Origin of the sequence: Enterocloster bolteae (assembly GCF_002234575.2) — a bacterium.
Lineage (GTDB): Bacteria > Bacillota > Clostridia > Lachnospirales > Lachnospiraceae > Enterocloster > Enterocloster bolteae.
In genome coordinates this window covers 3,892,792-3,907,036 of the sequence record NZ_CP022464.2, presented here as the reverse complement: position 1 = coordinate 3,907,036, position 14,245 = coordinate 3,892,792, and the positions used below count along the sequence as shown (strand labels likewise).

At 49.9% G+C, this 14,245-nt stretch carries 8 protein-coding genes; 7 read left to right on the top strand and 1 reads right to left on the bottom strand.

Annotation, left to right across the window (positions count from 1 at the left end; all coding sequences use genetic code 11):
- Nucleotides 1-298 precede the first annotated feature (298 nt).
- The 6 genes from CGC65_RS18225 to CGC65_RS18200 all read left to right on the top strand — a co-directional run bounded on the left by CGC65_RS18225 (nt 299) and on the right by CGC65_RS18200 (nt 9,837).
- Nucleotides 299-1,738: an extracellular solute-binding protein gene (locus CGC65_RS18225; protein WP_002564817.1), complete on the top strand. Its 1,440-nt coding sequence runs from the start codon at nt 299-301 to the stop codon at nt 1,736-1,738.
- Entirely contained in the window at nt 1,716-3,665 is a 1,950-nt protein-coding gene (locus CGC65_RS18220; protein WP_002564816.1) for a sensor domain-containing diguanylate cyclase, read from the top strand. The genes CGC65_RS18225 and CGC65_RS18220 overlap by 23 nt, the downstream gene beginning before the upstream one ends.
- Nucleotides 3,666-3,740: 75 nt before the next feature.
- Nucleotides 3,741-4,721 (top strand): Gfo/Idh/MocA family protein, encoded by a 981-nt coding sequence (locus CGC65_RS18215; protein WP_002564815.1) that lies wholly within the window; start codon nt 3,741-3,743, stop codon nt 4,719-4,721.
- 283 nt (nt 4,722-5,004) lie between these two features.
- A complete protein-coding gene (locus tag CGC65_RS18210; RefSeq protein ID WP_002564814.1) occupies nt 5,005-6,951 on the top strand; it encodes an OPT family oligopeptide transporter in 1,947 nt (648 codons plus the stop codon).
- A 33-nt stretch (nt 6,952-6,984) separates the two neighbouring features.
- Nucleotides 6,985-7,404: a PqqD family protein gene (locus tag CGC65_RS18205; protein ID WP_007038161.1), complete on the top strand. Its 420-nt coding sequence runs from the start codon at nt 6,985-6,987 to the stop codon at nt 7,402-7,404.
- Nucleotides 7,405-7,614: 210 nt separating this feature from the next.
- Entirely contained in the window at nt 7,615-9,837 is a 2,223-nt protein-coding gene (locus CGC65_RS18200) for a hydratase (RefSeq protein ID WP_002564812.1), read from the top strand.
- Nucleotides 9,838-9,841: 4 nt separating this feature from the next.
- Here CGC65_RS18200 and CGC65_RS18195 read toward each other — a convergent pair whose 3' ends face one another.
- Complete coding sequence (locus tag CGC65_RS18195; RefSeq protein ID WP_002564811.1) at nt 9,842-11,755, bottom strand: sigma 54-interacting transcriptional regulator; 1,914 nt, start codon at nt 11,753-11,755, stop codon at nt 9,842-9,844.
- Nucleotides 11,756-11,994: 239 nt separating this feature from the next.
- On the opposite strand from CGC65_RS18195, the gene CGC65_RS18190 reads away from it, so the two are divergent.
- Nucleotides 11,995-14,244: a hydratase gene (locus tag CGC65_RS18190; protein ID WP_002564810.1), complete on the top strand. Its 2,250-nt coding sequence runs from the start codon at nt 11,995-11,997 to the stop codon at nt 14,242-14,244.
- The last annotated feature ends 1 nt before the right edge of the window (nt 14,245 follow it).

Genomic DNA, 14,245 nt, shown 5'->3' with positions numbered 1-14,245 from the left:
CTGACTCAGACCAATCTTTTCTGCGGATATTCCCGCCATATTTTTCTTGCATATTCAGAAATTCCATAATAAAATAAAACATCAGCCTCCGGTCCTATGCTGGTAAAGACCCTGGATTCAAAGGTTAAAGAGCTGGGAATCCCGATATACCCGGAACCAGGGGCGGCTCAGGTTCTGTTATCATACATCCAGAATAGACAGCAGGCCGTGCCGCGTGTTATACTTAAGATGTAACGTGTTTGGAGAATGGCGGCATCTGTGCCTGCCATGGGGGGACTGCACGGGGAGGTAATTCATTATGAATCGCAGATTATATGTATTTATGCTGGCGGCTGTCATGGCCGCTGCTTTGGGGCTTGGCGGCTGTATGGCCGGAGATGGAAAAAAGGAAGAAAATGAAAAACCCGTGGTGGTAGTGCTCTGGCATTCCTATAACGCGGTGGCCAAGGGCGCCTTTGACGACCTGGTGATGGAATTTAACGAGACTGTGGGTATGGAGCAGGGAATTATAGTGGAACCGGTGGGATACGGCTCCAGCAATGAGCTGGATGATGTGCTGTACGCATCCGCCAGCCATGTTATAGGCTCAGACCCGCTGCCGGATATATTTTCATCCTACCCGGACAGCGCGTACAGGCTGGACGGGATCGTGCCTCTGGTTCATCTGGATGACTATTTTACCGAGGAAGAACTGGATGCTTACCGGTCCGAATTCCTGAAGGAGGGAGTCTGGGAAGGAGACGGCATTCACCGGATGATTCCGGTGGCAAAATCCACGGAGATTCTCTATCTCAATGAAACGGATTGGGAGACATTTGCAGGGGAAACAGGCGCGGACAAGGAGATGCTTAAGACCTGGGAGGGTCTGGCTCAGGCGGCGGGCATGTATTATGAATGGTCCGGGGGCAGTCCGTTCCTGGGTATGAACGCATTCAATGATTTTGCCGCACTGTCGGCCGCCCAGCTGGGAGAGGGTATCCGCTGGACGCAGGATGGGCCTGAATTCAATTATTCCAGGGACACGGCCAGAAGGGTATGGGACGCATACTATGTACCCCATATAAAGGGCTGGTACGAGAGCAGAACCTACAACCAGGACGGCATTAAAAGCGGAAGGCTGATGGCCTATATCGGCTCCTCGGCAGGCGCAGGCTTCTTTCCGCAGTTGGTGATTGAGGATGAAAAACAGTCCCATCCCATTTCCTGCCAAAGCTATGCCTATCCTGTTTTTCAGGATGGTACGCCTTATATGGGACAGAGAGGGGCCAACATGGCGGTGTTTGCCTCAGATGAGAGCCACCAGCAGGCCGCGGTCCGGTTCCTTAAATGGTTCACACAGCCGGAGCAGAATATACGCTTTGCAGTGGCCACGGGATATCTGCCTGTGCAGGAGAAGGCTCTGGAATCCGTATCAGATCTGGTGTCCCATGTGGAAAGCCGGGACAATGTCCAGGCAGTGGAGCAGAGCATCCGGACCTCCCTTAATGCCCTGAAAAACCACAATGTATATGTCCGGGAGACCTTTCTGGGATCTTATGATATGGACCAGATATTTTCTTCATCCCTGGAGAACTGTGTGAATGTGGATTTGGAAACTCTGAAGCAGAGGATGGAAAAAGGTGAGAGCAGGGAGTCGGTGGAAAGAGAACTGCTGGACGAGGAGCATTTTGACCGTTGGTATGAAACACTCCTAAAAGAAATGGCTGGTAAGACAGATGGACAGAAAATTCAGAAGTAAATCCATAGCATTTAAGCTGACCATAGCATTTGTGGTATCATTGGTACTGCAAAGCGTGCTTCTGGTGTCCTTTATGGTGGCAGGGGGAGTGATGGAACAGGCAGAGGCCAACCAGTACCGCATATTTGCGGAAAAGGTAAAGGGCCGCAGGAATAATCTGGAGAACCAGATGAAGAATGTCTGGACTAATTTCAGCCATCATACGGATACCATAAGCCGGTATTTTGACAGTCCGGACGGGCTGGAATATCAGGGACAGCCGGACCGCATGCTGGAGGCGCTGGCGCCTGAGGTCCTGGATGCCCTGTACGACACAAAGACCACCGGCGTGTTCCTGATACTGCCGGACGAGGGGGAGACGGACGGTTCCCTGGCCGCCCTGTATTTCAGGAATAATAATCCGGACCGCAACAGCAGCCAGAATGAAAATCTGTATATGCTCATCGGCCCATGGAATGTAGCCGAAAAGATGAAAATTTCCACCACGGCTAACTGGAACTTCCGGTTGGAGGTCAATGAAGAAAACCGCGATTTTTTCCAAAAGCCCTGGAGCGCGGCAGCGGAAAACGGGCGCTCTAAATGGCTGGGATACTGGAGTCCCCCTTTTCAGGTAAACGAGGGAGATGAGGATGTGATTACCTATTCCGTGCCACTGTTCGGCCAGGACGGCAGGGTGCTGGCTGTCTTTGGCGTGGAGATATCCGTGAGCTATCTGTACCGGTTCCTTCCTGCCTCTGAACTTCAGACAGGGGACTCCTACGGTTATGTCATCGGATACCGGTCGGAGCGGGAGAAGAAAGAGACAGCGGTTACTTACGGCGCCCTCCAGAGACAGCTGGCCGGGCAGGACCGCAAGTTTGAGATGGAGCTTAAGGACAAGGAAAATTCCATATATACCCTGCTGAACACGGACCGGACCGGCCGGAAGATTAACGCCTGCGTGAACCAGATGGGGATGTACTACCACAATACCCCGTTTGAAGGGGATGAGTGGTACCTGATCGGACTTATGGAGGAGCCGGTGCTCTTGCAGTTTCCGCGCAGAATCGGTCAGATACTGGAGTATTCCCTGGTTCTTTCCCTGGCAGCCGGTCTTATCATAGCTGTGTTTACCAGCCAGTGGTTTGCCAGGCATGCCAAGCTCATAGAATTGTCGGAACTTCCTGTGGGAGCCTTTGAGATATCAGGGCGTTCCTCCAAGGTGCTTATGACCAGCCAGATACCCAGGCTTTTAAGGCTTACAAAGGAGCAGGAGCACCTGTTTTCCCGGGATAAGGATGAATTCATACGTTTCCTAAAGAGCCTTGCCTCACACCGGGACGGAGGTCCCGGTGTGATAAAGATGGATACCGCGGAAGGAACCCGGTGGATTAAAATAACATGCAAAACAGCAGTACATCCCATCCGCTGTGTGGTGGAGGATGTGACGGATGAAATCCTTGAAACAAAGGCGCTTAAGGTGGAACGTGACAGGGACGGACTTACGGGTGTCGGAAACAGGCTGGCATATGAACACATGCTGCAGCACAAGAACAGCCATCCGCAGGAGATACCGGGAAGCGGTTTCCTGATGTGCGATCTCAATGACCTCAAGGGGGTCAATGACCGCTTCGGCCATGACAAGGGGGACGAATACATCCGCAGGTCCGCTGACATTATACGGGAAGCGTTTCCGGGGGCGCCCCTGTTCCGCATTGGAGGGGATGAGTTTGTGGTCCAGTTAGACGGTTTGGGACAGGAGCAGGTGACCCGTGGAATTCTGGCCATGGAGAGGGCTGTGAAGGCTTACAGCGACGGGAATGTATTTCCGGCGGGCATTGCGGCAGGCTATGCCTTCTTTGACCCGGGTAAGGATGTGAGCCTGGAAAGCACGCTGGCCAGGGCGGACACTTACATGTACAGGAAAAAGCATAAGATGAAGCGTTAAATATTGTATCGGACTCGCCTGCGGGTATATTTGATTGAAAATTTTGAGTAAATAAAACAGTTGGAGGCATCTTATATGAATTGGGCAATCTTGGCAACCGGCACCATAGCGGCAAAGTTCGCTGAAACAGTAAACGGTATGAAGGGGGAGGACCGATTGGCGGCCTGCGGTTCCCGTTCCCGGGAGAAGGCGGAGGCTTTCGGTAAGAAATACGGAATTCCCAGGACATACGGTTCTTATGAGGAGCTTCTCAGAGACGAGGAGGTGGACGCGGTCTATGTGGCGACTCCCAACAACATGCATTATGAGAACTGTATGGCATGTCTTGAAGCGGGAAAGCATGTGTTATGTGAGAAGCCCTTTACCACCAATGTAAAGGAAGGGGAACGTCTTTTCGCCGCGGCAGAGGAAAGAGGCCTGTTCATCATGGAAGCCTTCTGGATCCGCCATCTTCCGGCCCTGAAAAAGATGCAGGAGCTGATAAACGGGGGAGTTATCGGCCAGGTGGGATTTGCCAGGTGTGATTTCGGCTTTGTGGCTGAAGGGGCAAGGAAGGCGCGCAAGTTTGATTCCGGGCTGGGCGGAGGCGCTCTTCTGGATGTGGGCATCTATAACCTGGGATTTCTGCGCATGGTTATGGGAGATAAACAGCCGGAACATGTTACATCGGAGTATCATCTGAATGAATTCGGCACCGATGATTACAGCACGGTTCTGCTCCGATATCCGGGCGGTTTCAGGGCGGCGGCTACCGCCTCCATCGGCATGGATATGCCAAGGGAAGCAGCCGTGTTCGGATCCGGGGGATCCATTTATCTGCCGGATTACCAGAAGGCAGAACGGCTGATTATCCGTCCCATGAAGGGGGAGGAATATGTCATGGATTTTCCTTTTGAGGTAAATGGCTTTGAGTATCAGATACGGGAAGTAAACAGGTGCGTCCGGCTGGGTATGTCCTCCAGTGATGTACTTAAGAAAGAGGACACACTGGACATTCTTAGACTTATGGATGATATAAGGGCTTCCTGGGGACTTGTGTTTGATTGTGAAAAATAATGGATTTCGGAAATTTTTTCCGGCCACAGGCCACAAAACAGAGAAAACACTTTGTTTTGTAAGGTTATGTGGCCGTTTTATTAAATAAAAATGATGGAAAAATTAAAAAAATTAATGCAATTCTTACCATTTACACAAAAATTGTGGAAATTTTTTCTGAAGGATGCTATAATTACGGGGATAAGATACAAGCCGTCCTGTCTCGGCAGGGTTGGCTTGTATCTCACGTAAGAGCCCAAATATCCGGTTTTTATGTGGTCAATACGAAAGGAGCGATAGATACATGAAAGATGAAAATGGTTTTAAACCATTTATACCGGCGGACAAGGTGGTTCCGGAAGTAACCGCGGTTTCTGTGATCCTGGGTATCCTTCTGGCTGTTCTCTTTGGTGCTGCCAATGCTTATCTGGGCCTTCGCGTCGGTATGACCGTGTCCGCATCCATACCTGCGGCAGTTATCTCCATGGGCGTTATCCGGGTAATCCTCAGAAGGGATTCTATTCTGGAAAACAACATGGTGCAGACCATTGGTTCTGCCGGTGAATCTGTGGCAGCAGGAGCCATCTTTACCCTGCCTGCCCTGTTTATGTGGATGAGTGAGTGGGGAGAGGGCGCGCCTTCCCTGGTTGAGATTGCGCTGATTGCGCTGTGCGGAGGCGTGCTGGGCGTGCTGTTTATGATTCCTCTGCGCCAGGCGCTGATTGTGAAGGAGCACGGGGTGCTTCCCTATCCGGAAGGCCAGGCGTGTGCCGAGGTACTGATTGCGGGAGAGCAGGGCGGTTCCAAGGCAGGCGTTGTATTTGCGGGCATGGGAATTGCCGCTTTGTACAAGTTTGTGGCTGACGGCCTGAAGCTGTTCCCCAGCGATGTGGATTATGATATCCAAAAATACGGCGGAGGCGTGGGTATTTCCGTGCTTCCTGCCCTTGCGGGAGTGGGCTACATCTGCGGTCCAAAGATTTCCTCCTACATGTTTTCGGGAGGCATTATATCATGGCTGATTCTGATGCCCATTATCAAGCTGTTCGGAAGCGGACTCACAGCGCCCTTTGCACCGGCTGATGTGCTGATCAGCGAGATGAGCAGCCAGGCTATGTGGGGCTCTTATATCCGTTACATCGGCGCCGGCGCCGTGGCAGCGGCAGGCATCATAAGCCTGATTAAGTCCCTTCCCATGATTGTAAATACCTTCAGGGATGCCATGCGGGACTTAAAGGGCGGACGTCAGGCTTCCACTCTGCGCACGGACAGGGATATTCCTATGAATGTGGTACTCATAGGCGTCCTCATTGCCGTGGTAATCATATGGCTGGTGCCGGCTGTTCCTGTAAATTTTGTGGGCGCCATGCTGATTGCAGTGTTTGGTTTCCTGTTTGCGGCCGTGTCCTCACGTCTGGTGGGATTGGTCGGATCCTCCAATAACCCGGTATCCGGTATGGCCATTGCCACACTTCTGGTATCGGCGCTGGTGCTTAAAGCCGTGTCCGGCGCCACCCATGAGAGCATGATGGGCGTTATCTCCATCGGCGGTGTTATCTGCGTTATTGCAGCTATTGCCGGGGATACCTCCCAGGATTTAAAAACAGGTTATCTGGTTGGCTCCACTCCAAGGAACCAGCAGATGGGAGAGCTGATTGGCGTGGTTTCTTCTGCCATTGCCATCGGCGGCGTACTTTACCTTCTGAACCAGGCCTGGGGCTATGGCTCGGCGGAACTTCCGGCTCCTCAGGCCATGATTATGAAGACTGTGGTAGAGGGCGTCATGGACGGCAACCTTCCATGGAACATGATTCTGGCAGGAGCAGCCATTGCCGTTGTCATTGAGATCCTTGGGATACCGGTAATGCCGGTAGCAGTAGGTTTATATCTGCCTCTGAGGACCACGGCAGCCATCATGGTGGGTGGACTCATCCGCCACTGGTATGAAAAGCGTAAATACGCAAAGGAGGAGGATAAGAAAGAGGCCATTGACCGGGGCGTGCTCTATACATCGGGCATGATTGCGGGAGAAGGTCTGGTCGGAATCCTGCTGGCTGTATTCGCCATCATCCCCCTTGCAAGCGCGCGGGGCGGGTATCTGGGCGATTTTATCAATCTGTCTGCCCTGGATAACGGCTTAGGTGCTTTTCTGGTAAGTCCGGCGGCAAAGATTGTATCACTTATTGTCTTTGGGTTACTGATGCTTACCATGTGTAAATTTACCATCTGGCATAAAGAGAACAGGAAATAACCATACTGGTATAACAGTGCGGGTTCTGTGTGCATGGGGTGTCAGGAATCCTGGCGCCCTGTGCATGTTTATGAACAGCAGGAGATGGAAGGAAGGATTACATTGGGCTTCAATAAGAAAAAAGACCAGAATTATCTGGAAAAGGTACCGGTCAGAAACCCTGAGTTCTCATGGAAAGAGGACCAGCAGGGAATCGTGACCGTGGATATGGTGCACAAGGGAATCTTTGATAAGCTGGCCCAGAAGCTGTGGGTCACGCCCAGGGTGAGCCATGTAAAGCTGGACCGGTTCGGAAGCTTTGTCTGGAAGCAGATGGATGGAAACAGAAATATCATTGCCATTGGAGCGCTGGTCAGGGAAGAATTCGGAGACCAGGCCGAGCCGCTGTATGAACGGCTGGCCAAGTTTGTGAAGATGTTAAGGGATAACCGTTTTGTGATATTTGGAAAATAGGAAAAAATGAGATGTGGGATGCCCGGGTGACCGGGCGCTTTTTTTGTTTTGGGGGCAGTTGAAGGAAGAGTTTTTTGTTTTTTACTGTTTTACCAGGGAGATTGGACATGTGCTGCTGTGGAATTTGGCATGAGAATTGCTCTATATTAAAGATGACAGTATTTAATATTTAAGACAGGTTCAAACATTGATGAAAGAGAGGAATGCCACATGATTCAGTTGAAAAAAGAACCCTTTGTCCGCCTGGCTGATGGAACGTTTGTCCGTGCCTGTGATTACTGCGCAGATATAGAAACGGCCAGGTCCCACACCATGGCATGGAGGATTCTTGAAGCCCATAATGAAGGCCCGGATATGGAAAATCTTTACCTGAAATTTGATATGCTTGTAAGCCCGGATGATAATTATACCAGCATCCTTCAGGAGCTTTGCGCGGTTGGGGAGAGGCCTCTTGCCATCCCGTGGATACTGACCAATTGCCACAATACACTGGCAGCTACAGGCGGCACCATTAATAATGATGACCACGCCTACGGATTAGGGTGCATGAAAAAGCTGGGTGGTATTTTTGTGCCGCCATATACAGCTGTTATTCATCAGTATATGAGGGAATGTGCGGCAGGGGGAGGCAGAATGATCCTTGGAAGTGACAGCCATACCCGTTATGGCTGCCTTGGTACTATGGGAATCGGAGAAGGGGGGACAGAGATTGCCAGACAGGCTCTGGGAAGCACTTATGACATAAGACGTCCTCCTGTCATAGCTGTGAAACTGAGTGGAGCTCCTGTACCGGGTGTGGGGCCTATGGATGTAGCCCTTACTCTGATAGGAGCAGTCTTTGACTGTGGTTTCTGTAAGAATAAGATTCTTGAAGTGGTAGGAGATGGAATTGCTAATCTTTCCATGGAATACCGGATGGGTATTGATGTGATGACCACAGAGACCGCAGCCCTTTCCAGTATATGGATGACCGATGAAACCGTCAGGGAGTGGCTGGCTATACATGGAAGGGAGGATGCGTATGAAAAACTGGAACCCACAGGAGACGCCCTGTATGACGGTTTAATTGAAATTGACCTGAGTAGTATGGAACCCATGATTGCACTTCCGTTCCATCCCAGTAATGTATATTCTATCAGGGAATTGTGCAGGGATCGCGCATACCTGGATGGGGTACTGGAGTCTGTAGAGAAGGATGCGTATATGCGCAGCGGATTAACCTACACTTTGAGGGATAAGATAAAGAATAAGAGACTGATGGTTCAGCAGGCATCCATTGCGGGATGTGCCGGTGGTACTTTTGATAATATAGCAGCCGTAGCAGATATATTGGATGGATATAAGATATCAGGAGACGGCATCAGCCTGGGCATTTATCCGGCCAGCCAGCCTGTATTTTTGGAAACTATGCGGCAGGGAGTGGCTGAACGTCTCCTGCTGTCAGGAGTCACCATACGGCCGTGTATCTGCGGTCCCTGCTTCGGCACCGTGGATGTGCCGGCCAATAATACATTAGGTATCCGGCATGTATCCCGCAATTATTACAGCCGGGAGGGATCTAAGACAGACAGCGGACAGCTTAGTGCTACTGCGCTTATGGATGCCAGGAGTATTGCTTCCACTGTACGCAATGGAGGCCTCCTCACAGCAGCTACGGAGATGGATACTGTATATAGAAAATTTGATTATCATTTCGAGAATACCATATATAGGGGAGGCGTATATAATGGATTTGGCTGTCCCAACCCCTGCATTCATGTGCCCAAGGGACCAAATATCAAGGACTGGCCTGATTTTTCTGAGATGAGGAAGCACGTGTTGTTAAAGGCAGCAGCCTGTTTTGAAGGAAGCATTACTACAGATGAATTGTGTCCAAGCGGGGAAGCCTCCTCTCTTCGAAGCAACCCCGAGAAGATTGCAGCCTATACCCTTATAAGTAAGGACCAGGAATATGTGGAGTATGCAGGAAATATCCGAGATGCCCTGGAGAATGAAAATACAGGGACACGTTCTGTTCTGGAACAGGTCTGCACCATGTTAGGGTCGGAGATGAAGGATATTTCTTACGGCAGTCTCCTAATCAGTGATAAGATTGGTGACGGAAGCAGCAGAGAACAGGCGGCCAGCAACCAGAAGGTTCTGGGGGGATGGGCTAATCTGGCAATAGAATACAGCACTAAGCGTTATCGTTCCAACTGCATCAGCTGGGGACTTATACCTTTGTCCTGTAAGGAAAGGCCGGACCTGAAAAAGGGAGATTATCTGCTGCTGCCGGACGCATCCGGGAAGATAAGGATGGGAGAGGAGCAGCTAGAGGGAATCATACTGAAAACAGGAGAGAAGGTCCGGCTGTCCATAGGGGAAATGACAGAGGAGGAGCGCAGGATGCTGGTACTGGGAGGCATGATTAATTATTACCGCAGTATCAGGTAGTCCGTCAAGCCTGCTGTGACAGCTTCTTCCAGAGAGTTGAGCGTGAAATGCCCAGCTGCTTAGCCGTTTTTTCACGGCTGCCGTGATTTTCCTCCAGGCACTTCCGGATAAGGGCCAGCTCCATCTGGGCCAATGTACCTTCTAACGGTGGCTGCGAAGCTCCGGAGGATGCAGCCTGCTCCGGCGGGGTTCCATCCAGACAGTCATTTACAGAGCAATGCTGCAGGCTGCTTAAGATGACATAGCGGTGCATGGTGTTTTCCAGTTCCCTGACATTACCCGGCCAGCTGCGTTTGAGGAGAATCTCACTGTCTTCCGGGGAAAGAGCGGGAATTGGAACACTGTACTTGGCAGAATAGCGTTTTAGGAAATATCCGCACAGCGGCGGAATATCTTCTTTTCTGGTCTCCAGGTCGGGCATAGTCAGCTTCAGTGTATTCAGGCGGTAGTACAGGTCGGCCCGGAATTTGCCGTCCGCAATGAGTTCTTCCATGTTCTTGTTGCAGGCGGAGATGATGCGGATATCCACATAGATATTTTTTTGAGCGCCTACTCTTCGAATTTCTTTCTCCTGAATGGTACGCAGCAGAACACTCTGCAGTTCAATGGGCATGGAATTGATTTCATCCAGAAAGATGGTACCTTTATGGGCCAATTCGAACAGTCCGCGCTTTCCTCCTTTTTTTGCTCCGGAAAATGCTCCTTCCTCATAACCGAATAATTCGCTTTCCAGAAGGGAGGCGGGGATGGCTGCACAGTTGACAGCCACGAAGGGCTGATTGTGTCTGGGGCTTGCGTTATGTATGCTCTGGGCCAGAAGTTCCTTGCCGGTACCGCTGTTTCCGTTGATTAGGATTCCTGCGTTGGTGGAGGCATACAGTCTGGCTTTATCCATCAGGCTTTTCATCAGAGCGCTTTCCGCCACGATGTCCTCAAAAGTGTATTTTGCCATAAAGCCGTTGTTGCGCAGCTCTGAACGAACCCTTTGTTCCTGGTATTGAATGTTGTGTGTGCCCTGAAATACGGCTATGATTCTCTGATTTGTTTTGCTGCGGGCAGTACTTTTTTTAACATAATAGTTCTGCCCGTTGATTTTCAGGATTCCGTCATCTGCCGTGTCATGGAACATGAATGTGAGTATACAGGGAGCCATCAGGGAAGACGGCAGAGCTTCTGCCTTTTTATTCAGTATGAGCCGTTCATTGATATTTAGGATATGCCCCATTTCCTGATTGGCAACCACGATGGTCCCGTTCTCCGTGGAGAGGATTCCCTCCTGGATGGAAGAAGCTGCAGAACTGAAGCATTTCAGCTGCAGCTTTTCACGTTGTCTGGCATATATAATGGATTCAGCCTGCCGTATGGCTTTTTTTAAGCTCAGCCTTCCGGATTCGACAAAGCATACATTCATTCCACATTGTTTGCCCATGCGCAGGGCCAGGGTTCCGCCGCCCACCATTACATCCATTCCGTCCCGTTTGCCTCTTAGAACCTGGGACTCGATATCAGCCCGGGAACGGAAGGGATAGATACGTACCTCTTCCACATCTAACAGATGTTCTACAGTTTTAATCTTATAGTGATCTACGTATTCATCAAAAAGAATAAGACCGATTCGTGAACCATATTCCCGTGCCTTGTTTAGTATCTCCAGTATTTCCAGATTGTCCGGTTCAGCACGTATGGATACGATTTCGGGGAAGTATTGTTCAATCATGCCTGCGGTGGCCCCGCGGCTGATAATGACATCGGGCTTAGGCAGTTCCAAAAACATCTGGTTCAGCTTGTCCAGAAGTCCCTGTTGGGCTATTTCCCATTGAAGAATGGTAGGTTCGATATGCATGGTCTGGCAGACCGCCTGGATATCCTCCAGCATTTCAGGGTAAACAGATATCAGCATCAGTTCATGACTCTTCATAAGCTTCCTCCCGGAATAACAAAGATATAAAACACAAATGCAGCGTAATCTACATCCAGTTTATCATATTGTGTTTTGAAATTAAACATTAAAAACATAAAAACGTTTTAAAATTTAACGAATGATAAAACATATGACAAAAGACTTGTGTAATGGTTCAAATATAATGAAAAAAAGATTAAAAAAATTGGCATTAAATTTGCTTCTTATACAAGTATGAGAAAGGAGGCGGATAATAGATGTTTGATATACAGATGGATGGTATATACCTGGACAACGGATGTCTGGTTAAAGAAGCCGGGATACAACCGGATGATGCCAGGGAGAACACCATTGCTTATCAGATTCTGCGGGCACACAGCATATCAGAGGAACCGGACAGGATGCAGATAAAATTTGATGCGTTGATATCCCAGGACCTTACTTATGTTGGAATCATTCAAACAGCCAGAAGCAGCGGAATGACGGAATTTCCCGTGCCTTATGCGATGACCAACTGCCATAACAGCCTTTGTGCGGTAGGGGGAACGATTAACGAGGATGACCATGTGTTTGGGCTGACGGCAGCAAAAAAGTATGGCGGAAATTATGTTCCGGCCAACCTGGCTGTCATGCACGCATATGCGAGAGAGGAACTGTCTGCGTGCGGCGGCATGATACTTGGATCTGACAGCCATTCAAGGTATGGTGCCCTGGGAACAATGGGATTTGGGGAAGGTGGACCGGAGCTGGTAAAGCAGCTGCTTGGAAGGACTTATGACATACCATCTCCTGAGGTGGTACTCTGCTATGTGACCGGGAATACAAAGAGAGGTGTGGGACCTGAAGATGTGGCCCTTGCTATGGTGGCAGCACTTTTTAAGCCCGGAACTGTAAAAAACAAAATTCTGGAATTTACAGGCCCCGGACTTAAGAATCTTACAGCGGATTACAGGTGCAATATTGATACCATGATGACAGAAACTTCCTGCCTGTCCTCCATATGGGAGACAGACGAGATAACCCAAGCCTATTACAGGAACCATGGAAGGCCCGGGGATTACAGGAAGTTGAAGGCCAGGAGTCCAGCCTATTATGACGGTGTAATCTATCTCGACTTAGGCCGCATTGAGTCAATGATTGCCCTGCCCTTTCATCCCAGCAACGCGGTGACGATTCATGAGTTTAACGAGAGGGCAAAAGAACTGCTGGAGGAGGTGGATCAGGAGGCAGAACGGCTCTTTGGGAAGAATAAGCTTCAGCTTTCCCATAAAATTAAGGATGGAAGGGTGATTGCTGACCAGGGCAGCATAGCGGGATGCGCAGGTGGTTTGTTTGAGAATCTACAGGAGGCGGCTGAGATATTAAAAGACGCCACTTTGGGAAAGGATGGTTTTTCCATGACTGTATATCCGGCCAGTATGCCGGTTAACCTGGCGCTGATTCGTTCCGGTGCAGCGGAGAAACTGCTGTCATCCGGAGCAATCATGAAACCGTGTATCTGCGGTTCCTGTTCCGGCTATGGGGATATCCCAGCTACACATACCTTTTCCATTCGTCATGCTACGAGGAATTTTCCTAACAGGGAAGGAAGCAGACCGGATGAGGGGCAATACTGCGCAGTAGCTCTCATGGATGCACGTTCCATAGCAGCCACTGCTGCCAATCAGGGTGTTATTACAGCAGCCACGGATTTGGACTACCAGATACCGGACCTAAAGTACTGTTTTGACGGGACTGTGTATAAGAAGCGGGTTTATTACGGGTATGGAAAGGCTGATGCGTCTGTGAGGTTAGTGACCGGCCCTAATATCGTGGATTGGCCACCTATGGATGAACTGCATGATAATATACTGATGAGGTTTTCCGCAGTCATACATGACCCGGTAACAACCACGGACGAACTTATTCCTTCCGGCGACACGGCTTCCTACCGGTCTAATCCTATCCGTCTGGCAGAATATGCGCTGTGCAGAAGGGTTCCCGGTTATGCCGGGTACTGTCGGTCCATTCAGGCAGTGGAAGAGGAGAGAAAACAGGGAAAAATGCCGGAGGAGCTGGTTCAGGTGATGAACCGATTTGGTATTGATGAAGACATGATTGCAGGTACTGGTTACGGTTCCTGTTTGTTTGCCAATAAACCGGGGGACGGTTCGGCCAGAGAGCAAGCGGCCTCCTGTCAGAAGGTTCTTGGAGGAATTGCCAATCTCTGTTTCGAGTATGCAACAAAGAGATACCGCAGTAATTGTATTAATTGGGGCATTATTCCTTTTACTCTGGATGGAAGGGAAAAATTTGACTGTGTACAGGGGGATTATATATTTATTGAGGGTATACGCAAGGCTCTGTTAGAAGGAAAGAAATGTATTGCAGCCCGAACACTGGGAAGTGACGGCAATGTCCGAGGCATCACGCTTGCATTGGAAGGATTGACGGAGACAGAACGGGATATTCTGCTCGCAGGATGTCTGATTAATTATTACAGAAAACAGAAAATAGGGGAGTGTTAAG

Excerpts from the sequence above, each read along its gene's own strand:
- CGC65_RS18210 (WP_002564814.1), top strand. The coding sequence starts at position 5,005 with ATGAAAGATGAAAATGGTTTTAAACCATTTATACCGGCGGACAAGGTG.
- CGC65_RS18200 (WP_002564812.1), top strand. The coding sequence starts at position 7,615 with ATGATTCAGTTGAAAAAAGAACCCTTTGTCCGCCTGGCTGATGGAACG.
- CGC65_RS18225 (WP_002564817.1), top strand. The coding sequence starts at position 299 with ATGAATCGCAGATTATATGTATTTATGCTGGCGGCTGTCATGGCCGCT.
- CGC65_RS18205 (WP_007038161.1), top strand. The coding sequence starts at position 6,985 with ATGGGGTGTCAGGAATCCTGGCGCCCTGTGCATGTTTATGAACAGCAG.
- CGC65_RS18220 (WP_002564816.1), top strand. The coding sequence starts at position 1,716 with ATGGACAGAAAATTCAGAAGTAAATCCATAGCATTTAAGCTGACCATA.
- CGC65_RS18190 (WP_002564810.1), top strand. The coding sequence starts at position 11,995 with ATGTTTGATATACAGATGGATGGTATATACCTGGACAACGGATGTCTG.
- CGC65_RS18215 (WP_002564815.1), top strand. The coding sequence starts at position 3,741 with ATGAATTGGGCAATCTTGGCAACCGGCACCATAGCGGCAAAGTTCGCT.
- CGC65_RS18195 (WP_002564811.1), bottom strand. The coding sequence starts at position 11,755 with ATGAAGAGTCATGAACTGATGCTGATATCTGTTTACCCTGAAATGCTG.